Below are 22,497 nucleotides of genomic sequence, written 5' to 3'. Positions count from 1 at the left end.
ATGAATTCATTAGGCGTGCTATAACCTCAATCGAGTTCGGGCAGGTCATCGCCGCGAACCCAGCCGACGAGAGGCAGGCACCCCATGGGAATGGATCCCGCAGAACTGGCCCACGGACTCTTCCGGGTCCTCGAGACGGGCGATCCGGTACTCGCCGCCGACGTGGTCCACGAGGACTTCCGCAACCGCGAGGCGGCCGTGGCACCGGCCGCCTGTACGGTGCCCGGTCCGGCCGGGGTGCTCGCCTCGGGCGCGTGGATGCGCTCCGCCTTCAGCGACCTGCGCTTCCCGGTCCTCGGCTGCGCGCTCGACGACGACGGGATCTGGGTGCGGCTGCGCATGCGCGGCCGCCACACCGGCCCCTTCGTCCGCTACCGCGACGGCGCACTCGACCAGGCCGTACCTCCCACCGGGCGGGACATCGACTTCGAGCAGATCCATGTGCTCGGCCTCCGCGACGGCAAGGTGGTCCGCCACGAGGCCGTCCGCGACGACATCACCATGCTCGGCCAGCTGGGCGTCTTCCCGCCGGCCCCGCCCACGGCCCTCCGCATGGTCGCCTGGCGGCTGACCGGCCGCGCCACCCGCGCCGCCGCCCGCGTCACCGCGGAGGCGGCCGATGCGGCCACGCAGTTGCGTGACCGCCCCGGGACGGCCCACTGAGCCCACTGAGCCCACTGAGCGGCCGACCCCCTACGCCGACTCGCGGAGCCGCAGCTCCGTCCCCACCGTCAGTTCGCCGGCGGGCAGCGGGCCGCTGCCGGTCAGCAGCCGGGCCGCCTGTTCGACGGTGAGCGCGCCGAGGCGGCGGGTGTCCAGGGCCACCGTGGTCAGCGGGGGGTCGACGAGGGTGCCCAGTTGCAGACCGTCGAAGCCGATCACGGCGAGGTCCCGGGGGACCTGCCGGCCGGTCCGGCGGGCGGCGCGCAGGGCTCCTATGGCGATGATGTCGTTGAACGTGAACACGGCGGTGATGTCGGGATGCCGGCCGAGGAGTTCCTGGAGTGCGCTCTCGCCGCCCTCGACGCTCTGGTCGGCGCGGGCCACCGAGGTCGAGTCCAGTCCGCACGCGGACATCGCGGCGTCGAACCACCGGTGCCGGATGCTCGGTTCGGACCGTTCGGCGTGGTCGAGCATGCCGATGTGCCGGTGCCCGGCCGCGGTCAGATGCCGGATCGCCGCGTGCACGCCGCTCTCGCCGTCGATCCGGATCGAGCTGAACCGCTGGGTGCGGTGCTCGCGGTCGATGAGCACCACGGGGAGCCCCCGGGTCAGCTTGTCGATCTCGTCCTCGGGCAGGCTGAGGTAGCCCACGACGGCGTCGACCTGGGCGGCGATCACCTCCAGGGTGCCCCGCTCCTCCTCGGTGCGGTCGCCGGTGTCGTACACGACGACATGCCAGCCGCGGTCCCGGGCCGCCTCCAGCGCGGCCGCGGCGACCTCGGTGAAGAACGGGTTGAGCAGGTCGGGGATCACCAGCCCGACGCTGACGGTGTCCTGCCGGACCAGCCCCCGGGCGAACCGGCTGGGCCGGTAGCCGAGCGCGAGGGCGGTGTCGAGCACGCGCTGCTTGGTGGAGGCGCCGATCTCGCCCTTGTCGTTGAGCGCCCGTGACACGGTCTGCCGGGACACGCCCGCGGCCAGGGCCACATCGTCGATCGTGACCCTACGAGGTCCGGTCCCCGACGACGCCATCACTCACCTCCGCGTAATTGCCGACGCGCCAGCGTCGCAGGGACACCGAGTATGCCCCGATGCGTAGAAACCTTGACACTCTGGCGTTCAGGAGCACACACTCCCAATCGCTTCCCGTTACCGCTCCCGTGAGCGCTCACGGTACCGCTCACGGAAGCCTAGTCCAACCAGAAGGCATCCGCCTCCAGGTGTCAAAGTCGACCCGCCTGGGCCTCGTAGCCAGGCGATCTCTGGAACGGAAGACATGACCAGCACAATCACGCGCACCCGCCTGGCCGCCGCGGCCGCCACAGCAGGCATCGTCGTACTCGCCGGATGTTCCGCGTCCGGCTCGTCGGACAAGGCGTCCGGATCCGCCTGCGCGCCCGCCAAGGGCAAGGTCACTCTCCAGTACTGGAACACGGTTCCGGGCATGGACAAGGTCGTCGACCTCTGGAACAAGCAGCATCCGAACGTCCAGGTCGAGACGAAGAACATCTCCAACGACCAGTACGGCACCCTCGGCAACGCCCTCAAGGCGGGCAAGGCCCCGGACCTCGCCCAGGTCGGCTACGACGAACTGCCCAACCTGCGCACCCAGAGCGCCTTCGTGGACGCCTCCGCCTGCAAGGCGGCCACCGCGGCCAAGTCCAAGTTCGTGCCGTGGACCTGGTCGCAGACCAGCTTCGGCGGCACCGGCGTGTTCGCGATCCCGCAGGACACCGGCCCGATGGCGCTCTACGTCCGCAGCGACCTGTTCAAGAAGTACAACGTCGCCGTCCCCACCACCTGGGACGAGTACGCGACGGCCGCCGAGAAGCTGCACAAGGCGGACCCGAAGCTCGACATGACGTTCTTCGACCCGAACAACGCCGAGTGGTTCAACGGGCTCCTGTGGCAGAACAACGCCAAGATGTACGGCTACTCCGGCGACAAGTGGCAGGTCACCGTCGACTCGGCGCAGAGCAAGCAGGTCGCCGACTACTGGCAGAAGCTGATCTCCGAGAAGGTCGTGCGCACCGACCTGGCCCATGGCTCCACCCAGATGTACGCGGCGTACCAGAAGGACCAGCTCGCCACCTACGTCGGCGCCGCCTGGGGCTACAGCATGTTCCGCGACAACCTGCCCAAGCAGGCCGGGAAGTGGACCATCGTCCCGATGCCGACCTGGGGTGCGAACGGCTCCTCCGGTGACTGGGGCGGCTCGACCGTCGCGTTCATGAAGGGCAGCAAGCACCTCTACGAGTCGGTGGAGTTCAACACCTGGCTGAACACCGACCCGGACGCCCTGGCGCTGGAGAACAAGCTGGGCGGCCTCTACCCGGCGGCCACCGCGGGCCTGGACCTGCCCGCGCTGAAGCAGGGCGTGCCGTACTACAACAACGAGAAGATCTTCGACGTCTTCGCCGACGCCTCCAAGAAGATCGACACCAGCTTCGCCTGGGGCCCCACGCAGAAGACCGTGAACCTGGCCCTCCAGGACGCGCTGGCCAAGGCCGCGGCCGGCAGCGGCACCCTCAGCGACGCGCTCGCGACCGCCCAGGCCGCCGCGCTGAAGTCGATGAAGGACCAGGCGATCCCGGCGACGGCGGGCAAGTGACCACGGCATGACCGACCTCGCAACCCGCTCGGCCGGCGTGCGGACCACGCCCGGGGGCCGTCGCCGTCGCCTCGACGGCGGCGGCCCCCGGGCGGCCACCGTCGCCGCCTTCGTGACCCCGTTCTTCCTGCCGTTCCTGCTCTTCTACCTGGTGCCGGTCGGCTACGCCCTCTGGCAGAGCTTCCGCGTCGTGCGCCGCGCCGGCGGCCAGTACGGGACGTCGTACACCACCTTCGGCGGCTTCGAGCAGTACGGGCAGGTGCTCCAGAACAACGAGTTCTGGTCCAGCATCGGCCGCATCGGCCTGTTCGGCATCGTGCAGGTGCCCGTCATGCTGTTCGTGGCCCTGATCATCGCGCTGCTGCTGGACACGCCCCTGCTGCGCGCCAAGGGGTTCTTCCGCATCGTCGCGTTCATGCCGTACGCGGTGCCCGGCGTGATCGCCGCGATCATGTGGTCGTACCTCTACTCGCCCCAGCTCAGCCCGGTCGTCGACCTGCTGAACGGCGTCGGGCTGCGCCCCGACTTCCTCGGCCCGCGCGCCGTGCTCTGGTCGGCGGCGAACGTCTCCACCTGGCTGTGGACCGGCTACAACATGCTGATCATGTTCTCGGCGCTCCAGTCGATCCCGCAGGAGCTCTACGAGGCCGCGAAGATCGACGGCGCCTCCAACTGGGCGATCGCCTGGCGGATCAAGGTACCGATCATCGCGCCGTCGATCGTCCTGACCACCGTCTTCTCGATCATCGGCACGCTCCAGCTGTACGCCGAGCCGGCCGTGCTGCGGCAGATCTCCTCGAACATCTCCAGCACGTTCACCCCGAACATGCTCGCCTACACGGTGGCCTCCGGGAACAACTACCAGCAGGCCGCGGCCATCTCCGTCGTCATCGCCGTCATCACCTTCGTCTTGAGCTTCGGGTTCATGCGACTGACCTCGAAAAAGGCGGGACTGTGAGCACCCCGACCACTGATCGCGAAAGCCGGGTCAGCCGTACGGCCGCCATGGGGCTGATGCTGCTCCTGGCCGTCTACTTCCTGCTGCCGGTGTACTTCCTGGTCGTCGCGTCGACCAAGCCGCAGGGCGACCTCGCCGCCACCAACGGGCTGGTGTTCTCGCACTTCAACCTGTTCGACAACCTCCATACCCTGTTCACCCGCAGCGACGGCATCTTCGGCCGCTGGGCCCTCAACACCGTCCTCTACGCGGTGCTGGGCGCGGCCGTGGGCACCCTGATCTCGGCGCTGTGCGGCTACGCCCTCGCCAAGTTCAACTTCCGCGGCCGGGAGTTCCTGTTCTCCGTCATCCTCGGCGGCGTCCTGGTGCCCACCACCGCGCTCGCCCTGCCGCTGTTCCTGCTGTTCTCGGCGACCGGGCTGGTCAACACCTACTTCGCGGTGTTCCTGCCCAGCATCGTCAGCCCGTTCGGCGTCTACCTGGCGCGGATCTTCGCCAACGCCTCCGTGCCGCAGGAGCTGATCGAGTCTGCGCGGCTGGACGGAGCCGGCGAGTTCCGCACGTTCTTCTCGGTGGCGTTCCGGCTGATGACCCCGGCACTGGTGACGATCTTCCTGTTCCAGTTCGTGGCCATCTGGAACAACTTCTTCCTGCCGATGGTGATGCTCCAGAAGGAGTCCCTCTTCCCGATCACCCTCGGCCTGTACGAGTGGAACGGCCAGACCGCCCGCGCCCCGCTGCTCCAGGAGTCCATCATCACCGGCTCCCTGGTGTCGATCGTGCCCGTGATCATCGTGTTCATCCTCCTCCAGCGGTTCTGGCGCACCGGCCTCGCGGCCGGCTCGCTCAAGTGACCCCCCACGCACAGAAGGTGTTCCCCGCCATGCCCAACCCGGCTGTCTTCGTGCCCCACTTCCACTGGGACCGCGAGTGGTACGAGCCGTTCCAGGTGTTCCGGCACCGACTCGTCACCGCCCTCGACACCGTGCTGGAGACGGCCGAGGCCGACCCCGACTTCCGGTTCACCGTCGACGGGCAGATGGCCGCGGTCGAGGACTACCTGGAGATGCGGCCCGAGAACCGCGACCGGGTCGCGGCCCTGGTCCGCGAGGGCCGGCTGGCCGTCGGCCCGTGGCTGATCCTGCTCGACGAGTTCCTCTGCTCCGGCGAGACCATCGTCCGCAACCTCCAGATGGGGTGGGCGGCCGCCGAGCGGCTCGGCGGTGCGATGCCGGTCGGCTATCTCCCGGACATGTTCGGCCACGTCGCGCAGATGCCGCAGATCCTGGCGCGGGCCGGCATCGAGCACGCCGCGCTGTGGCGCGGGGTGCCCGGCACGGTCGACGGCCACGCCTTTTGCTGGCGCGCGCCCGACGGCTCCGAGGTGCGCACCGAGTTCCTCTTCGACGGGTACGACAACGGTCTCGACGTCCTGCTGGTGCCGGACCGGATCCGCAGTGCGCTGGCCGAGTACGCCGCGATGACGGCGCAGCGGTGGGGCGGCGACCCGGTGCTCGCCATGTCCGGCACCGACCACAACGCGCCCGACCCGCGGCTGGCGGACTGGCTGCGGAAGGCCTCCACCGAGGAGCGGCCGATCACCGTCGCCACGCTCGACGAATACATCCGAAAGCACGCGCGGGACGAGGTCACCGCCGTCGTCACCGGCGAACTCCGCAGCCATGTACGGGGCAACATCCTTCCGGGCGTGCTGTCGGTGCGGCTCGGGCTCAAGCAGCGGATGGCCGCCGCCGAGCGGACCGTCGACCACGCCGAGCGGATGAACGCCCTGTGGTCCGGCCGCGACGACGGCAACTTCCTCGCCCTCGCCTGGCACAAGATCATCGAGTCCACCGCGCACGACTCGGTGGTCGGTTCCGGCACCGACGAGACCTGCGACCAGGTCGCGGCCCGCCTCGCCGAGGCCGCGCAGACCGCCCGCGCGGTCCGGGACGCGGCCCTCGCCGAGCCCGCCGCCGGGGTACCCAGCGACGCCTACCTGGTCGCCAACCCGCTGCCGGCGCCGCGCACCGCACTGGCCGAGGTGGACGTGGTGGCCGCCCCGGAGGGCGGCACGCTGGTCGCGACCACCGCCGACGGCACCGCGCACCCCGTGCAACTGGTCTCCCAGGCCCCCACCGTCCTCAGCGACGAGCGGCTGGACGCCTCCCAGCTGGAACGCGTGCTGCGCCGCATCCACCGCCGCGAGCTGTTCGGCCTGCTGATCAACGGCTACGAACTCACCCCGAACTCCCTGGTCTTCCACCTCGCCGAGGTCCCGGAAGGCCCCTTCGACCTGATGACCCTGCGCGGCGAGGTCGCCGCAGCGGCCGCGGCGCACCCGGGGGAGTGGCGGGTACGGACCCTGGCCCAGGCCCGCGCCACCGCGCTGGTGGCCGTACCCGTCCCGGCCGCCGGGCTCGCCGCCTTCCGGGTCGAGGCGGGTGACGACCGGCCCACCGCCCCGGCGCTGCGGCCCGCGACGGCGACGGCGGACACCCTCTCCAACGGCCTGGTCGAGGTCGCGGTGGCCGCCGACGGCACCCTGGACGTGACCGGCGTCGACGGCACCGTCCTGTCCGGCGTCGGCCGCCTGGTCGACGGCGGCGACCGCGGCGACAGCTACAACTACGCCCCGCCGGCCCACGACGTCCTGGTGTCCGAGCTGGCCCGGGTCGACGTAGAACTCCTCGAAGACGGCCCGCTGCGGGCCCGGTTGCGCGTCACCCGCGTCTACGAGTGGCCGGAAGCGCTCGCCGACGGCGACCGGGACCGGCGCGCCGGCCGTACCGTCCCGACCCCCGTGGACATGCTGGTGGAGGTCCGCGCCGGCGAGCCCTTCGTCCGTATCTCCACCTCGTTCCTCAACCGGTCCGCCGACCACCGGCTGCGCCTGCACGTCCCGCTGCCGCTGCCCGTCACCTCCTCCGCGTCGGCCGGGCAGTTCGCCGTCACCGAGCGCGGCCTGACCGCCGAGGGCGGCTGGGGCGAGTACCCCATCCCGACCTTTCCCGCGAGCACCTTCGTGGCGGCGGGCCCGGCCACCGTCCTGCTCGACCACTCCGCCGAGTACGAACTCGTCGACGACGGCTCCGCACTCGCCCTCACCCTGCTGCGCGCCATCGGCTCCATCAGCGTCAACATCCACCCCCTGCGCGACGAACCCGCGGCGAGCGAGATCCCCGCGCCGGGCGCCCAGGACCTGGGCATGCGCATCGAGAACCGGTTCGCCGTGCTGCCCTCGGCGGCCGGCTGGCAGGGCGCCGACGCGGTCGCCCTCGCCGAGGAGTTCCGGAACGACTGCCTCGTCACCCGCGGCACCGAGGCCGGCGGCGGCCCGCTGCCCGCGGACACGGCCGGTGTGCGGGTCGAAGGCCGGGACGTGCACGTGTCCAGCATCCGCCGGGTCACCGACCCCGGGCACGGGCCCGGCACCGAGGTCCGGCTGGCCGCGCTGCGGGACACCGCGACGGCCGTCCGCGTGACCGGCACCTTCACCGGGGCGACCACCGTCGACCTGCTCGGCCGGCCGATCGGCTCCGAACCGGTACGGGACGGACTGGACCTCGTCCTCGGCCCCTGGGAGATCCGCACGGTGGTGCTCCGCTGGTAGGGCCGCGATGTGCCGTCTGTCGTCTGCCGGTCCGTCGTGGCTGGTCGCGCCCACGCGGCGGAGCCGCATATTGACACAGCCCCGCGCCCCTTCGGGGGCGCTGCAGCTCCCCCCCCATCATTCAAGAAAGTTGTGACCTCTTGCCCTCCGAGCTCTCCGCGTACGTATCGGACCCCGCCCCCTGGCACGGCGCCCTGCGCCCGGCCCGCTCCTGGCTGCACTCCGACGCCCCGTCCCTCTCGCTGAACGGCCCCTGGCGCTTCCGGCTGTCGCCCACGGCGGCCGTGGCCCAGGAGTTCGCCACCGAGGACTTCGACGACCAGGGCTGGGACAGCATTCCGGTGCCCGCCCACTGGGTGCTGGAAGGCGACGGCGCCTACGGCCGGCCGGCCTACACGAACATCCAGTTCCCGTTCCCGATCGACCCCCCGCACGTCCCCGACGAGAACCCCACCGGGGACTACCGCCGCCACTTCGACCTTCCCGCCGGCTGGCCGGACGCCGAACGGGTCGTGCTGCGCTTCGACGGTGTCGAGTCGCTGTTCAGGCTCTGGGTGAACGGCGTCGAGATCGGCACCGCGAGCGGCAGCCGGCTGGCCCACGAGTTCGACGTGACGTCGGCGGTCCGCCCCGGTGACAACGTGGTCGCCGTACGGGTGCACCAGTGGTCGGCGGCCAGCTATGTCGAGGACCAGGACCAGTGGTGGCTGCCCGGCATCTTCCGGGACGTCACCCTGCTCGCCCGGCCGGCCGGGGGCATCGAGGACGTCTGGCTGCGCACCGGTTACGACGGCGGGCGCGGGCGCGTCGAGACGGAGGTCACCGCCGGCGCGGACGCGTTCCCGGTCACCCTGCGCATCCCCGAACTGGGCGTGGAGCGGGTCTGGGAGACCGCGGCCGACGTGGCGCCCGTCGACGTCCCGGAGGTGGAGCCGTGGTCGGCCGAGCTGCCCCGGCTGTACGACGCGACCGTCTCCTCGGCCGCCGAGAGCATCGCCCTGCGCATCGGCTTCCGCACGGTCGAGATCCGCGGCGACCAGTTCCTGGTCAACGGCCGCAAGGTCGTCTTCCACGGCATGAACCGGCACGAGGCGCACCCCGAGCGCGGCCGGGTCTTCGACGAGGCGCACGCCCGCGCGGACCTGGCCCGGATGAAGCGGTTCAACGTGAACGCCATCCGCACCAGCCACTACCCGCCGCACCCCCGGCTGCTCGACCTCGCCGACGAACTCGGCTTCTGGGTCGTCCTGGAGTGCGACCTCGAGACCCACGGCTTCGACAAGGTCGGCTGGGTCGGCAACCCGACCGACGATCCCGCCTGGCGCGCGGCCTGCCTGGACCGTATCGAGCGCACCGTGGAGCGGGACAAGAACCACCCCGGCGTCGTGATGTGGTCGCTCGGCAACGAGGCCGGCACCGGAGCCAACCTCGCCGCCATGTCCGCCTGGGTGCACGCCCGCGACCCCGAGCGCCCCGTCCACTACGAGGGCGACTACACCGGCGAGTACACCGACGTCTACTCGCGCATGTACGCGACGGTGCCGGAGACCGAGCAGATCGGCACCGACGGCTCCACCGCCCCGCTGCTCGGCTGCACCCCCGCCCAGGGCGCCCGGCAGCGCACCAGGCCGTTCCTGCTGTGCGAGTACGCCCACGCCATGGGCAACGGTCCGGGCGCCCTCGACCAGTACGAGGAACTGGTCCACCGCCACCCGCGGCTGCACGGCGGCTTCGTCTGGGAGTGGCGCGACCACGGCATCCTGGCCACCGCCCCCGACGGGACGCCGTACTACGCCTACGGCGGCGACTTCGGGGAGGTCCTGCACGACGGCAACTTCGTGATGGACGGCATGGTGCTCAGCGACGACGTGCCGACGCCCGGCCTGCACGAGTTCAAGGCGGTCGTCCAGCCGGTCCGGTTCGCCTTCGACGGCGACAAGCTCGCCATCACCAACCTGCGGCACTCGGCCGACACCTCCGACCTGCGCTTCCGCTGGCGCGTCGAGTTCGACGGCATCCCCGTGGAGGCGGGGGAGCTGGAGACCCCCCTCCTCGCGGCGGGCGAATCCGGACGGGTGCCGCTGCCCGCGATCGCGGTGGCCGCGGACGCCGAGACCTGGCTGACGGTCGAGGCGGTACTGGCGACGGAGACCGCCTGGGCCCCCGCGGGCCACGAGGTCGCCACCGCCCAGCTGGACTGCTCGGTACGGCGGCCGGTGCCCGCCGTCCGCCCCCGGTCCGGCTGGCGGCCGGGCGAGGGGACACTCGCCCTCGGCATCGCCGAGTTCACCGGCGGATCCCTCACCCGGCTCGCCGGACGGCCCGTGACCGGGCCGCGGCTGGAGCTGTTCCGCGCCCCGACCGACAACGACGAGGGCACCGCCGACCGGCTGGAGGGCAGCGACGCCAGCGCCGAGGGGATCTCCAGCGCCGAACTGTGGCGCCGGGACGGACTCGACCGCCTCACCGCACGACGGATCAGCGTGGAACACGCCACGGACGCCCTGCGCACCGTCGACCGGGTGTCCGCCGCGGACTCCGCGCTCTCGGTGACCGTGGAGTCGGTCTGGTCGGTCGAGGACGGCGAGCTGGAACTGCGCGTCGAGATCGAGCCCGCGCGCGGCTGGTCCACCGTGTGGCCGCGGATCGGCGTGCACTTCGAACTCCCCGACGGGGCGGCCCCCGTCGACGGCGCCGAGTGGTTCGGCCTGGGCCCGCTGGAGTCCTACCCCGACAGCCTCCGGGCGGCCCGCGCCGGCCGCTTCTCGGCCACCGTCCACGACCTGTCGGTCGACTACGCGCGCCCCCAGGAGACCGGCCACCGCTCCCAGCTCCGCCACCTCACCCTGACCAGCGGCGACACCGAGGCCCTGCGCATCAAGGCGCTCCCCGACACCCGCGGCCGGCGCCCCGGCTTCACCCTCGCCCGCCACACCCCGCAGCAACTCGCCCGGGCCGCCCACCCCTTCGAACTCCCGGAGTCCGCCACCAGCCACCTCTTCATCGACGCGGCCCAGCACGGCCTCGGCTCCCGCGCCTGCGGCCCGGACGTCTGGCCGGAGTTCGCGCTGCGACCCGAAGCCCGCACGATCAGGCTGCGTTTCACGGCGGACGCCTGAGCGACAGGATCCGACAGCCCGACAGCTCTTTCACAGTCCGCACCCACGCGTCTCACGGCCCGGAGGTGGACGGTCACCGGCCATGAACTTATCCACCGGTACCCCACGGATCCTGGTCGTGGACGACGAGAAGGACCTGACCGACCTGCTGGTGACGGTGCTGCGGGCCGAGGGCTGGCGGACCGAGCCGGCACCGGACGGCACGACGGCCCTGCGGGCGGCCCGCGGCTTCCGGCCCGACGCGGTGGTGCTGGACCGCGGGCTGCCCGACCTGGAGGGCCTGGAGGTGCTGCGGCGCCTGAGGGCCTGGCGGCCGGACCTCCCCGTGCTGTTCCTCACCGCCCGCGAGAGCGTCGAGGACCGGGTCGCAGGGCTGTGCGCGGGCGCCGACGACTACGTGCCCAAGCCGTTCGACCTCGACGAGGTCGTGGTCCGGCTCCGCGCCCTGCTGCGCCGCTGCGACGCGGCAGGGGCGGGCGGCTCCCTGCTCGCCGTCGGCGACCTCACCCTCGACGAGGAGACCCGGCAGGTGCACCGGGCCGGCACCCCGGTCCGGCTCACCGCCCAGGAGTTCGAGCTGCTCCGCTACCTGATGCGGCACACCGGCCGGGTCCTCGGCCGGGCGGAACTCCTCGACAACGTCTGGGCCGGCGAGGCCGACCGGCACCTGAACATCGTCGAGAGCTACGTCAGCTACCTGCGCCGCAAGATCGAGCGCGACCGTTCCGTCCTCATCCACACGGTGCGCGGCGTCGGCTACCTGATGAAGCCCGCCGCGCCGAAGCGATGAGACACGGCCCGCGCAGGCCGCGCAGCCTGCGCTCCCGGATGATCCTCTCCAGCAGCCTGCTGCTGGCCGCGCTCTCCGTCGTGATCATCGCCATCACCGGGCTGACCATGCGCACCTACCTGATGACCGGCCTGGACCAGCGCCTGGACGCCCTCGCCGAGCACTCGTCGGCCGCCCGCGGCCAGATCGGCGCCCCGACCGGCGGCCTGCCCTACCTCAGGGCGTTCGGCGTCCCGGCGGGCACCATCGGCGTTTCCGTGACCGACCGGCAGGGCGCGGGCACGGTCCGGCACGCGGCGGTCGTGGCCGACTCCGGAGCGCTGACCGCCCCGACCGCCGGGCAACGGCGGATCCTCGCCACCGTCGAGGCCGACGGCCACCGCCACACCCTGGACCTGCCCGGCCGCGGCACCTACCGGGTCAAGGCCGTGCGCGCCGATGCCCGGAACACCGAGATCACCATCGTCACCGCGCTGCCGGTGCGGCCGGTCGACCAGATGCTCGGCCGGCTGCTGGCCGTCGAGTCGGCGGTCGCGGCCGCCGCCCTCGCCGTCGCCGCCCTGGCCGCCGCCACCGTGATCGGCCGTCAGCTACGGCCCCTGCAACGCGTCGCCGCCACCGCCACCCGCATCTCCCGCGAACCCCTCGGCTACGGCGAGGTCCGCGCCCTGGAACGGGTACCGGAGACCGACTGCGGCACCGAGACCGGCCGGCTCGCCGAAGCCGTCAACCGGCTGCTCGGCCACGTCGAGGACGCCCTCGCCGACCGCTACGCCACCGAACTGCGCATGCGGGACTTCCTCGCCGACGCCGGCCACGAACTGCGCACCCCGCTAGCCTCCGTCGCCGGCCACCTCCAACTGGTGCGCCGCGCCCCGAAGTCGGCGGCCCCGCAGGCCGAGTACGCGCTCGGCCGCATGGAGTCCGGCATCGGCCGGATGCGCACGCTCGTGGAGGACCTGCTGCTCCTCGCCCGCCTGGACACCGGCCGCCCGCTGGCCCGCGAGGAGGTGGGCCTCGGACCGCTGCTCGCCGAGGCCGTGGCCGACGCCCGCGCGGCCGGACCCGACCACCGCTGGGAGTTCCTGATGCCGGGCAACCTGGTGCTGGTCGAGGGCGACCCGGACCGCCTCCACCAGGTCGTCGCCAACCTCCTCGCCAACGCCCGCACCCACACCCCGCCCGGCACCAAGGTCACCGTGACCGTCCGGACCGCCGGCGACCAGGCGGTGGTCCGGGTCGCCGACGACGGCCCCGGCATCCCGCCCGAGCTGCTGCCCCGCGTCTTCGAACGCTTCGCCCGCGGCGACGCCTCCCGCTCCCGGGCCACCGGCAGCAGCGGCCTCGGCCTCGCGATCGTCGCCGCCGTGTCCGCCGCCCACGGGGGATCCGCCGAGGCCAGCAGCGAACCGGGCCGCACGGTGTTCACCGTACGGCTGCCGTTCTGCCCGGCGTACGCCGGTGAGGTGAACCCGCCGCGGAAACCCATTGGACGTGAACTCCCTTCCGGGTGAGGGTGGTTGGCTGGACCGGGCTGCGGACAGAGGGAGACGGGACATGACCAGGATCTGGCTGATCACCGGCGCGAGCAGCGGCTTCGGCCGGGCGCTCGCCGAGGCCGCGCTCGCCGCGGGTGACACCGTCGTCGGGGCGGCCCGCCGCCCCGAGGCGCTGGCGGAGCTGGCCGCCGCCCACCCCGGCCGGGTGGACCAGGTCCGCCTGGACGTCACGGACACGGCGGCGATCGAGCCGGCCGTGAGGGACGTGATCGCCCGCCACGGCCGGATCGACGTCCTGGTCAACAACGCGGGCCGCGCCCACGTCGGTGCCTTCGAGGAGACCACCGACGCCGAACTGCGCGATCTGTTCGACCTGCACGTCTTCGGCCCGGCCGCGCTGGTCCGGGCGGTCCTGCCGTACCTGCGCAGGCAGCGTTCGGGCGCGATCGTGCAGATGAGCAGCATGGGAGGGCAGATGTCCTTCGCCGGCGTCTCGGCGTACAGCGGCACGAAGTTCGCGCTGGAGGGCATGTCCGAGGGGCTCGCCGACGAGGTGAAGGAGTTCGGCATCAAGGTGCTGATCGTGGAGCCGGGCGCCTTCCGCACCTCGCTCTTCGACGCCGGCCGGACCAGGGCCAGCGACGACACCGGCGTCTATGCGGGGGTCACCGAGACCCGCGCCGCCATCGAGGGCGGCGACGGCAGCCAGCCCGGCGACCCGGCCAAGGCGGCCGCCCTGATCCTGGCCGCCCTGGACGCCGAACAGCCCCCGCTGCACCTGCCCCTGGGCGACGACGCGGTGACCGCCGTACTGACCCAACTGGACGCCGTACGAGCCGACATCGCCGCCTGGGAGAAGCGCACGCGGGCCACCGATTTCGACTAGGCGCTCCGCTGGTTGTGCCGTCGTTCGTCTGCGGGTGTGTGGGGGGCGCTCGTGCAACCCCCTGCTTTTAAGGGGCGCGGGGAACTGCGCGACCAGCCACGACGGCGCTGCAGCCGAACGACGGCGCATCGCGGCACCTACAGCTGGCCCACGACCGTCGGCTCCGCCACCCACCCCGCCGCCAGCACCAGCCGGCTCTCCCGGTGCACGGCGAGGAAGCCGAACGGCCGGTCGAAGGCGGCCCGCACCACCGTGGACTCGTGCCGGTACTGCGGCGGCCCGCCCCCCGGCGCCGCCACCACCGCCGTGACCGCCGCGGCCCGGAAACCCCGCGGCCCGAACTCCGCGACCGCGGACTGCCCGGCCGCCCCGACCGCGAGCGGCGCGGCGCTGATCCCGGGGAAGTGCCCCTCGCGGGCGTCCGTGGCCGTGGAGAGTCCGAACAGCCCGTGGAGCTGGAGGAGATCGTGGTCGGCGCGGACCGCGAAGCCCGGGGTGGTCACGTCGAGCCGGATCGGGTCCGGGTCCACGGACGGCTGCCGCTCCACGACCACACCCGGCCCCGCCGGCCCGTAGGGCAGCTGTCCGCCGGTCGTCACCGGCAGGGCGCGCTCCAGGACGCCGATGCCCGTGTGCAGTACCTGCCCGGGAGCCATCCCCTCCGCGCCGAGCACCAGGTGCACGTCGAGGCCGTTGTCCCCGAGGACCTTCAGCGTGGTGACGTGCCCGTCCGGTCCCGCGGCCACGCCGATCCGGTCCAGGCGGACGCTGCTGCGGTGCAGACCGGCCAGCGTACGGCCCTGCCAGGGCCCGGAGCCGGGCCGCAGTACCGTCTCCCGGAACGGCTGCTGCCAGTCCGTGCGCAGCGCCAGCGCGGTCGCCAGCACCATCCGGGCGCCCTCGGCCGGCGGGACCGGCATCCGCTCGACCAGCCCCTCGGTGCGCTTCGCCGCCCACGCGTCCAGCGCCTCCTGGGAGGCCGCGGGATCGGCGCCGAGCACCCCGAGCGCGTCGGTGGGCAGCCCCGCCGCCCACTGCTCGCGCAGCTCCAACGTCCGGTCGGTCCACAGGCCCAGAGCCGCCCCGACACCCGGCATCGAGTCGAGCCCGGCGAGTAACTCCCGGGCACCGGCCGCGGCCTGGTCGGCTTGCATCCCCACGGCCCGGGTCAGCTCGTCCCGGGCCGGGCCAGCGGCGCCGTCGGCGAGGAAGGCCAGCAGCGGCCAGACACCGGCGGCGGAGAAGACCGTGCCCTGTCTGGTCTGCCGGGCCCAGCGTGCGGTGAGCGCGTTGACGGCGCGGACGGTGTCGTTCATTCGTCGTGCTCCCATGGGTATGCGGGGAAGGGCAGGGGATCCATGACCCAGCCCGCCGCGAGGACGAGCCGGGAATGCCGGTGCAGGGCAAGGAAGCCGAAGGGCCGGGCGAAGGCCGCGCTGATCCTGGGGAAGTGCCCCTGAGCCGCGTCCCGCGCCGTCCGCCCGTCCGTCAGGAAGGCCAGCAGCGGCCACACCCCGGCCGCCTTCCCCACCCTCATTCCGCCCCCGTTCACGGCGCGCTTACGATGCGCGCAGTCGTACGTCAGTCCAGCCGTCCGTTTCCGCGCGGCCCGACGCCCCCTCAGGAGCACGGTACCGGTGTCCATACCTCCGCCCCCCGGCCCCCACCAGCCACAAGGGCCCTACCAACCGCCCCAGTCGGGCCAGCCGCAGTATCCGCAGTACCCGCAGGGACCGTACGGACAGCAGCCGCCGTACCCGGGGCCGTACCAGCCGCCCTGGGGGCAGGGCTACGGCCCCTATCCCGCCCAGCCGCCCGTCAACGGGCTCGCCATCGCCTCCCTCGTGCTCGGGCTGCTGTGCTGTCTGCCGGGGGTCGGGCTGGTGCTGGGGCTGATCGGGCTGAGCCAGATCCGCAAGCGCGGCGAGCGGGGCAGGGCGATGGCGGTCACCGGGTCGGTGTTCTCCTCGGTCGGGCTGGCCCTGTGGGTGCTGCTGCTGGCCACCGGCGGGGCGGGCGAGTTCTGGGACGGCGTCAAGGAGGGCGTGAACGACAGCTCCAGCCTGTCCCTCTCGACCGGCGACTGCTTCAACACCCCCGACGGCTCGCTCACCGGCGACCTGGTCTCCGACGTCACCGTGGTGGACTGCGCGAAGGCGCACGACGGCGAGGTCTTCGCCACCTACAAGCTCAAGGGCTCGTCCTACCCCGGTGACGACAGCGTCGGCGGCTCCGCCGACCGGCGCTGCTACGCCCTGGAGGACGGCTACGCGATGGACGGCTGGGCGATCCCCGGCGACGTCGACGTGTACTACTTCACGCCCAGCGAGGACAGCTGGCACTACGGCGACCGGGAGGTCGCCTGCGTGTTCGGCAACGCGACCGAGGGCCGGACCCTGTCCGGCTCGCTGCGCAACGACGAGAGCGTGCTGGACGCCGACCAGGTCGCCTACCTCGACGCCGCGCACGTCCTCGACTCCGCCCTGGACACCGCCCCCGAGGCGCAGTACGTCGAGGACGACCTGCCCGGCTACCGGCGGTGGGCGGACCGGATGACCACCGCCCTCGGCAAGCAGACCGCGATGCTGCGCGCGCACGGCTGGGGCCCGGACGCGAAGGGGCCGGTGAACGGCCTGGTCGCGGGCCTCGACCGGGCGAAGGCGGAGTGGGCGGAGGCCGCGCGGGCCACCGACGCGGACACGTACTACGCGCACTACAACAAGGGTTGGGCGCTGCTCGACCCGAAACGGTCGGTCACCGCGCGCAAGGCTCTGGGCCTCGCTACGACCCCGCCCGCGGACGGCGACGGGGGCGGCGGCTCCGGCAGCGGAGGAAGCGGCTCCGGCATCGAGGTGTGAGCGCGGCTATAACGGGGAGAAAGTGCCTGCGTAAAGCCTCCCCACGCCCTATGTCATCACATCGAGTGATTCTCTGGCCTTTGCTTGCACCGCTCAACCCACGGTTGCCACGCTGTTGCTGTCTGTACAACCTGATGGGAGCGGCCAGTGACTTTCGGTGAGCAGCCGGCGTATCTACGTGTCGCGGGTGATCTCCGCAAGAAGATCGTCGACGGTTCGCTGCCGCCGCACACCCGGCTCCCCTCCCAGGCCCGCATCCGCCAGGAGTACGGCGTCTCGGACACGGTCGCCCTGGAGGCCCGCAAGGTGCTGATGGCCGAGGGGCTGGTGGAGGGCCGCTCCGGCTCCGGGACCTATGTGCGCGAGCGGCCCGTGCCCCGGCGGGTGGCCCGCTCCGGGTTCCGGCCGGTCGGCGGCGCCACCCCCTTCCGGCAGGAGCAGTCCGACGCGGCCGCGCGCGGCACCTGGGAGTCCAGCAGCGAGCAGGCGGAGGCCGGCGCCGCGATCGCCGACCGGCTCGGCATCCACCTCGGCGACCGCGTGATGCGCACCCGGTACCTGTTCCGGGACGCGGGCGAGCCGATGATGCTCTCCACCTCCTGGGAGCCCCTCGCCGTCACCGGCCGCACCCCCGTGATGCTGCCCGAGGAGGGCCCGCTCGGCGGGATGGGCGTGGTCGAGCGGATGCGCGCCATCGACGTCGTCGTGGACAACGTCACCGAGGAGGTGGGCGCCCGCCCGGGCCTCGCCGAGGAGTTGCTCACCCTGGGCGGGGTTCCCGGCCATGTCGTCCTGGTGATCCAGCGGACGTACTACGCCTCGGGCCGCCCGGTGGAGACCGCGGACGTGGTCATCCCGGCCGACCGCTACCGGGCGTCCTACCATCTGCCGGTGAAGTAGCGCGGGTACCTCCTCGCCGTGAAGTAGCGCACACCCTTGCGATGGTTGACGACTTCACCACCCGGGTCCGGACCTGCGCCCCGGCGCTGCAATCCGGCCGTTCTCCCAGGTGGCCCCGGCCGTCTCCGGTATGCCCGCGACCCGAAGCAGGAGGCGCACGAACGGCGCATTCGTTATCGTGCGCCCCCACCGTTCTGGCTGGTTGCGTACCTCTTTGTGAAAATGCGTATTCGCTGCGTAAAGGTTAGGCGTACGCTCGGGCATATGCGGAGTGCGGTTTCCTTAGCGGGGCGGGGATGGACGGGAGCCGGGAGATGCGGAGGGGCGCGATGACGGAAGGCACGGTCTCTCTCCCCTGGCTCGTCATACGGCAGGACGACAACGGCAATCGCTACCGCGTCGGCCGGTACGCGACCCGGGCCGAGGCGCAGAAGATCGCCGACAGTCTCGACGACCGCGGGCACAAGCAGCTCTACTGGGTCGAGCGCATCGGCCACAGCAACGGCAACGGGGACGGCGCCAGCCGGAACTGAGCCTCCCGTAGGCTCCGGCCCATGAGCGAACCGATCGTGGTGGTCGGGGCCGCCCTGCTCGACGCCGGCCGCCTCCTCGCGGCCCGCCGCAGCGCACCCCCCGAACTGGCCGGCCGCTGGGAACTCCCCGGCGGCAAGGTCGAGCCCGGCGAGTCCCCCGAGCACGCCCTGGTGCGGGAACTGCGCGAGGAGTTGGGCGTCGAGGCGGAGACGCTGACGCGGGTGCCGGGACAGTGGCCGTTGCACGCCCCGTACGTCCTCCAGGTGTGGACCGCCCGCCTCCACCCCGCGTCCCCCGCCCCCAAGCCCCTCCAGGACCACGACGAACTGCGCTGGCTGACACCGGAGCAACTCTGGACGGTCCCCTGGCTGCCCCAGGACGTACCGGCGGTACGCGAGGTGGCGCCCCTCCTGAGTCCGGGGCGCAGCCCCGACGAATAAGGGCGCGGGGAACTGCGCGACAAGCCACAACGCACCCGCAGCCGCCCGACACCCGCACCCCCGAGCTCATAGGCGCACGGCCCCCCGGCGTAAGCCATCCGCACCACAGTGCGCCCTCTCCCGCGGTAAGGCCCCCCGGTAATCGGGTATGTGCCCATTAACCCCACGAAACCGGACAGGGGTGGGCTCGCAGCCAGGTAAGCGACTGGGAAGTGATCGGTGTGATCGACACCGAAGGTGACACCGCCGACTGGACCTTTCCCGCGGAACCGGGCGCCGTGCGCACCGCCCGGACCGCGGTCCGTGACCAACTGCGAGGGTGGGGCCTGGACCCCCTCGCCGACATCACCGCCCTGCTCGTCAGCGAACTGGTCACCAACTCGCTGCGGCACGCCACCGGCCCCATCGGCGTCCGCCTGCTGCGGCCCGCAGCCCTCGGCGACCCGCTCCGCGTCGAGGTCTCGGACCCGCTCCCGGACCCGCCCCGCGAACGCGCCGTCGGCCCCGACGACGAGAACGGCCGCGGCCTGCAACTCGTCGCGGGCTCCGCACGCAGCTGGGGTACCCGGCCCGGCGTCAACGGCAAGACGGTCTGGTTCGAGCTGGCCGTACCCGGGTGATACGGGGTGAAGGGGGTGTACACGCGGTGTTACGCCGTCCACCCGCGCGGGTGGCTGATCAACGCATGCCGGAGTACGTGATTCGACGGCGTGTTCCCTGGTTAGAAGACTGGAAGTGTTGTCACGGTCCGGTCCGGAAATCGTCTGGACCGTGCTGTGATCGTGAACACCGTGTCAGGCGGCACCGTAGTGCTGGATACTGCGGGCAGCCGCATCCGGTGACCGGTGCCGGGCGCGGTGAGCTGGAGGGGACGGTTCGCGTGAGCGAGATACCAGCTAAGGCCACGGAGTCCGAGGACCCGTCGGACGGCGCGAGGACGGGGACCGCGGAGACAGCCGCGGCGGCCCCTGGCGACGCCATGTGGCAGAGCAGCCCGCCCGGCTCCATCTACGACTACATCAAGGTCGCCTCGTTCGCCATCGGCGCCGGCGGCCTGGTGGAGCAGTGGAGCCTGCGCGCCGAGCAGATCTTCGGCATCCCCGCCGAGCGCGCCGTGGGCATGGACCCCATCGAGGCGTTCATAGACCCGGACCTGCGCGAACGCGGCCAGCGGAAGATGGCCGAGATCCTGGACGGGCGGGAGTGGACCGGCGTGGTCCCGTTCCGGATGCCCGACACGGCCGACGGCGAGCGCGGTGAGGAGGGCATCGCCGAGGTCTACGTGATGCCCACCCGCACCGCCGAGGGCGAGAACGCGGCCGTGTGCATCGTGGTCGACGTCCGCACCCTGCGCAGCATCGAGACCGATCTCGCGGCCTCGCAGTCGATATTCGGTCAATCTCCGTTCGGCTTCCTGCTGATCGACCCCGACCTCAGGATCCGCCGCGCCAACGTACGGTTCTCCTCCATCTTCGGCGGCACCCCCGACGACCACCGCGGCAAGGGCGTCCACGACTACCTGCCGCGCTCCGAGGCCGAGCGGGTCGCGGCCACCCTGCGCCGGGTCCTGGAGACCGGCAACTCCATCACGGACATGCACGTCACGGGCTTCGTGCCGGGCTCCGAGGAGCGCCGGCACTGGTCCATCAACCTCTACCGGGTGCACAGCGGCAGCGGCCGCCCCATCGGCATCGCCTGGCTCGGCCAGGACATCACCGCCCGCCGCGCCGCCGCCCGCGAGGCCGCCGCCGCCCGGCGCAACCTCGCCCTCCTCAACGAGGCCGGTGCCCGCATCGGCAACTCCCTCGACCTGGAGACCACCGCCCGCGAACTCCTCGACGTGGTCGTGCCCGGCTTCTGCGACCTCGCCACCGTCGACCTCTACCAGGGCCTGCTGGCCGGCGACGAGACCCCGCCCGGACTCGCCGACGGCAGCGCCGAGTTGCGCCGGGTCGCCTTCGCCAGCGCGGTCTCCGACGCCCCCTTCGTGGGCGGCGGCGCCCCGGTCGCCCTCGGCGCGGTCCACCACTACCCCTTCAACTCCCCGTGCGCGGACGCCCTGCGCACCGCCCGCCCGCAGCACGTGCCGGCGGCGGAGGGCGGCCTGGTCCAGTCCACCCTGGCCGTGCCCATGGTCGCCCACGACACGGTCGTCGGACTCGCCCAGTTCGCCCGCACCAAGGGCAGCGAGCCGTTCGGCGACCGCGACCGGGACCTCGCCGTGGAGCTGGCCGCCCGCGCCGCCGTCTGTATCGACAACGCCCGCCTCTACCGGCGCGAGCACGAACGCGCGTTGATACTGCAGCGGTCCCTGCTCCCGCCCGGCGACCCGGAGGCCTCGGGTCTGGACATCGCCTGCCGCTACCTGCCCGGCAACGCGGCCACCGAGGTCGGCGGCGACTGGTTCGACGTCATCGAACTCCCCGGCCACCGCACCGCGCTGGTGGTGGGCGACGTGATGGGCCGGGGTCTACGCGCGGCGGTCGCGATGGGCGAACTCCGCACGGCGGTCCGCACGCTGGCCCTGCTCGACCTCGAACCGGCGGAAGTGCTCTCCGCGCTGGACGAGATCGCCCGCGGTCTCGGCACGCCCGGCGGGGTCCAGCAGGCCACCCGCGCGGCCCGTCAGCCCCGCGACGCCGACCTCTCCGAGGTCTACCTCGCGACCTGCGTGTACGCCGTCTACGACTCCGTCACCCGGCGCTGTACGTTCGCCAACGCCGGCCATCTGCCCCCGGTCCTGGTCGAACCCGGCGAGGACGCCCTGATGCTCGACGTCCCGCCCGGCATGCCGCTCGGCGTCGGCGGCGAACCCTTCGAGGAGGTCGAGGTCGAACTCCCCGAGGGAGCCCTCCTCGCCCTCTACACCGACGGCCTGGTCGAGTCCCGCGACCACCCCCTCGACGAGGGCCTGCAAGCCTTCGTCGGCGCCCTCACCGACCCCTCCCAGCCTCTTGAGGACGTCTGCGACCACGTCCTCAACACCCTCGACACGCACCACGGCGAGGACGACATCGCGCTGCTGATGGCACGTGTCCAGGGGCTGCCGGCGGAGTCGGTCGGCGACTGGACGCTGCCGCGCGAGCCCCGCAGTGTGGGCCGGGCCCGGGAGTACGCCCGCGGCCAGCTCCTCACCTGGGACCTGGAGCCGCTGGTCGACACGGCGGAGCTGCTCGTCAGCGAGCTGGTCACGAACGCGCTGCGGTACGGCGAGGGGGAGATAAGGCTCCGCCTCCTCCTCGACCGCACGCTGGTGTGCGAGGTGTGGGACTCGGGCCTGGTCCAGCCCCGTCGCCGCCGCGCCCGCGACACCGACGAGGGCGGCCGGGGGCTCCAGCTGGTCGGTCTCCTCAGCGCGGCGTGGGGCTCACGCCGGACGCCGCGGGGCAAGACGGTGTGGTTCGAACTCCCGCTCCCGGACGGCGAAACAGGCCTGACCGACCCTGCGGAGGCCTTGCTCAGCCTGTTCTGAGAAGGGGTGGTACCGGCCGGTCGTCCGATGCGGGCCGACGGGGGCCGATCGCGCAGTTCCCCGCGCCCCTTACACGGGGGCGGGGGGGCGACGGCCCAAGAAAACGCCCCCCACGGGGCCGGGGGGGACGCCGGGGGACCCCCCCCCCCCCCCC

General features: G+C 72.5%; 18 protein-coding genes. 15 read left to right on the top strand and 3 right to left on the bottom strand.

Annotated elements, in window-relative coordinates; translation table 11 throughout:
* Positions 1–90 precede the first annotated feature (90 nt).
* A complete protein-coding gene (locus ACWGKQ_RS36335; RefSeq protein ID WP_453296301.1) occupies positions 91–663 on the top strand; it encodes an ester cyclase in 573 nt (190 codons plus the stop codon).
* 30 nt (positions 664–693) lie between these two features.
* Here the strand turns inward: ACWGKQ_RS36335 and ACWGKQ_RS36330 are convergent, their stop codons facing one another.
* Positions 694–1,695: a LacI family DNA-binding transcriptional regulator gene (locus ACWGKQ_RS36330; RefSeq protein WP_453296300.1), complete on the bottom strand. Its 1,002-nt coding sequence runs from the start codon at positions 1,693–1,695 to the stop codon at positions 694–696.
* Between the two features lie 244 nt (positions 1,696–1,939).
* Between ACWGKQ_RS36330 and ACWGKQ_RS36325 the strand changes: the two genes are divergently transcribed.
* From ACWGKQ_RS36325 to ACWGKQ_RS36290, 8 genes are all read left to right on the top strand, one after another.
* Entirely contained in the window at positions 1,940–3,274 is a 1,335-nt protein-coding gene (locus tag ACWGKQ_RS36325; protein WP_453296299.1) for an ABC transporter substrate-binding protein, read from the top strand.
* 7 nt (positions 3,275–3,281) lie between these two features.
* Positions 3,282–4,232, top strand: a complete 951-nt coding sequence (locus tag ACWGKQ_RS36320) for a carbohydrate ABC transporter permease (protein ID WP_453296298.1) — start codon at positions 3,282–3,284, stop codon at positions 4,230–4,232.
* 47 nt (positions 4,233–4,279) lie between these two features.
* Positions 4,280–5,086: a carbohydrate ABC transporter permease gene (locus tag ACWGKQ_RS36315; protein ID WP_453296339.1), complete on the top strand. Its 807-nt coding sequence runs from the start codon at positions 4,280–4,282 to the stop codon at positions 5,084–5,086.
* 29 nt (positions 5,087–5,115) lie between these two features.
* Positions 5,116–7,845, top strand: coding sequence for a glycoside hydrolase family 38 N-terminal domain-containing protein (locus ACWGKQ_RS36310; RefSeq protein ID WP_453296297.1), 2,730 nt, complete (start codon positions 5,116–5,118; stop codon positions 7,843–7,845).
* Between the two features lie 140 nt (positions 7,846–7,985).
* Positions 7,986–10,964 carry a glycoside hydrolase family 2 TIM barrel-domain containing protein gene (locus tag ACWGKQ_RS36305; protein ID WP_453296296.1) on the top strand — a complete coding sequence of 993 codons (2,979 nt, stop codon included), beginning with the start codon at positions 7,986–7,988 and terminating at the stop codon, positions 10,962–10,964.
* An 82-nt stretch (positions 10,965–11,046) separates the two neighbouring features.
* Positions 11,047–11,754: a response regulator transcription factor gene (locus tag ACWGKQ_RS36300; protein ID WP_453296295.1), complete on the top strand. Its 708-nt coding sequence runs from the start codon at positions 11,047–11,049 to the stop codon at positions 11,752–11,754.
* Complete coding sequence (locus tag ACWGKQ_RS36295; RefSeq protein WP_453296294.1) at positions 11,751–13,268, top strand: sensor histidine kinase; 1,518 nt, start codon at positions 11,751–11,753, stop codon at positions 13,266–13,268. The genes ACWGKQ_RS36300 and ACWGKQ_RS36295 overlap by 4 nt, the downstream gene beginning before the upstream one ends.
* Positions 13,269–13,311: 43 nt before the next feature.
* The gene (locus ACWGKQ_RS36290; RefSeq protein WP_453296293.1) at positions 13,312–14,139 is read left to right on the top strand and encodes an oxidoreductase; all 828 of its coding nucleotides are present in this window, start codon (positions 13,312–13,314) and stop codon (positions 14,137–14,139) included.
* Positions 14,140–14,276: 137 nt separating this feature from the next.
* Here ACWGKQ_RS36290 and ACWGKQ_RS36285 read toward each other — a convergent pair whose 3' ends face one another.
* Together ACWGKQ_RS36285 and ACWGKQ_RS36280 are read right to left on the bottom strand one after the other, a co-directional pair.
* Complete coding sequence (locus tag ACWGKQ_RS36285; protein ID WP_453296292.1) at positions 14,277–15,455, bottom strand: serpin family protein; 1,179 nt, start codon at positions 15,453–15,455, stop codon at positions 14,277–14,279.
* Positions 15,452–15,676 (bottom strand): hypothetical protein, encoded by a 225-nt coding sequence (locus ACWGKQ_RS36280; protein WP_453296291.1) that lies wholly within the window; start codon positions 15,674–15,676, stop codon positions 15,452–15,454. The genes ACWGKQ_RS36285 and ACWGKQ_RS36280 overlap by 4 nt, the downstream gene beginning before the upstream one ends.
* Positions 15,677–15,776: 100 nt before the next feature.
* Between ACWGKQ_RS36280 and ACWGKQ_RS36275 the strand changes: the two genes are divergently transcribed.
* The 6 genes from ACWGKQ_RS36275 (at position 15,777) to ACWGKQ_RS36250 (ending at position 22,343) form a co-directional block, all read left to right on the top strand.
* On the top strand, positions 15,777–16,997 hold the full coding sequence (locus tag ACWGKQ_RS36275; protein ID WP_453296290.1) for a DUF4190 domain-containing protein: 1,221 nt from the start codon (positions 15,777–15,779) through the stop codon (positions 16,995–16,997).
* 147 nt (positions 16,998–17,144) lie between these two features.
* Complete coding sequence (locus ACWGKQ_RS36270) at positions 17,145–17,897, top strand: GntR family transcriptional regulator (protein WP_453296289.1); 753 nt, start codon at positions 17,145–17,147, stop codon at positions 17,895–17,897.
* A gap of 329 nt (positions 17,898–18,226) precedes the next feature.
* Positions 18,227–18,430, top strand: coding sequence for an SPOR domain-containing protein (locus ACWGKQ_RS36265; RefSeq protein ID WP_453296288.1), 204 nt, complete (start codon positions 18,227–18,229; stop codon positions 18,428–18,430).
* 21 nt (positions 18,431–18,451) lie between these two features.
* Positions 18,452–18,871, top strand: a complete 420-nt coding sequence (locus ACWGKQ_RS36260; protein ID WP_453296287.1) for a (deoxy)nucleoside triphosphate pyrophosphohydrolase — start codon at positions 18,452–18,454, stop codon at positions 18,869–18,871.
* Between the two features lie 212 nt (positions 18,872–19,083).
* On the top strand, positions 19,084–19,491 hold the full coding sequence (locus tag ACWGKQ_RS36255; protein WP_453296286.1) for an ATP-binding protein: 408 nt from the start codon (positions 19,084–19,086) through the stop codon (positions 19,489–19,491).
* Positions 19,492–19,751: 260 nt separating this feature from the next.
* The gene (locus ACWGKQ_RS36250; RefSeq protein WP_453296285.1) at positions 19,752–22,343 is read left to right on the top strand and encodes a SpoIIE family protein phosphatase; all 2,592 of its coding nucleotides are present in this window, start codon (positions 19,752–19,754) and stop codon (positions 22,341–22,343) included.
* Positions 22,344–22,497 lie beyond the last annotated feature (154 nt).

Source organism: Streptomyces sp. NPDC054770 (genome assembly GCF_053611985.1).
Note: the sequence above shows the minus strand (reverse complement) of the source record. Positions and strands in the feature narration are given on the sequence as shown.

What these genes read in the sequence shown, in the direction of transcription:
- ACWGKQ_RS36300 (WP_453296295.1), top strand. Translation starts at nt 11,047, where the DNA reads ATGAACTTATCCACCGGTACCCCACGGATCCTGGTCGTGGACGACGAG.
- ACWGKQ_RS36295 (WP_453296294.1), top strand. Translation starts at nt 11,751, where the DNA reads ATGAGACACGGCCCGCGCAGGCCGCGCAGCCTGCGCTCCCGGATGATC.
- ACWGKQ_RS36265 (WP_453296288.1), top strand. Translation starts at nt 18,227, where the DNA reads ATGACGGAAGGCACGGTCTCTCTCCCCTGGCTCGTCATACGGCAGGAC.
- ACWGKQ_RS36335 (WP_453296301.1), top strand. Translation starts at nt 91, where the DNA reads ATGGATCCCGCAGAACTGGCCCACGGACTCTTCCGGGTCCTCGAGACG.
- ACWGKQ_RS36325 (WP_453296299.1), top strand. Translation starts at nt 1,940, where the DNA reads ATGACCAGCACAATCACGCGCACCCGCCTGGCCGCCGCGGCCGCCACA.
- ACWGKQ_RS36315 (WP_453296339.1), top strand. Translation starts at nt 4,280, where the DNA reads ATGGGGCTGATGCTGCTCCTGGCCGTCTACTTCCTGCTGCCGGTGTAC.
- ACWGKQ_RS36330 (WP_453296300.1), bottom strand. Translation starts at nt 1,695, where the DNA reads ATGGCGTCGTCGGGGACCGGACCTCGTAGGGTCACGATCGACGATGTG.
- ACWGKQ_RS36290 (WP_453296293.1), top strand. Translation starts at nt 13,312, where the DNA reads ATGACCAGGATCTGGCTGATCACCGGCGCGAGCAGCGGCTTCGGCCGG.
- ACWGKQ_RS36320 (WP_453296298.1), top strand. Translation starts at nt 3,282, where the DNA reads ATGACCGACCTCGCAACCCGCTCGGCCGGCGTGCGGACCACGCCCGGG.
- ACWGKQ_RS36280 (WP_453296291.1), bottom strand. Translation starts at nt 15,676, where the DNA reads ATGAGGGTGGGGAAGGCGGCCGGGGTGTGGCCGCTGCTGGCCTTCCTG.
- ACWGKQ_RS36260 (WP_453296287.1), top strand. Translation starts at nt 18,452, where the DNA reads ATGAGCGAACCGATCGTGGTGGTCGGGGCCGCCCTGCTCGACGCCGGC.
- ACWGKQ_RS36285 (WP_453296292.1), bottom strand. Translation starts at nt 15,455, where the DNA reads ATGAACGACACCGTCCGCGCCGTCAACGCGCTCACCGCACGCTGGGCC.
- ACWGKQ_RS36310 (WP_453296297.1), top strand. Translation starts at nt 5,116, where the DNA reads ATGCCCAACCCGGCTGTCTTCGTGCCCCACTTCCACTGGGACCGCGAG.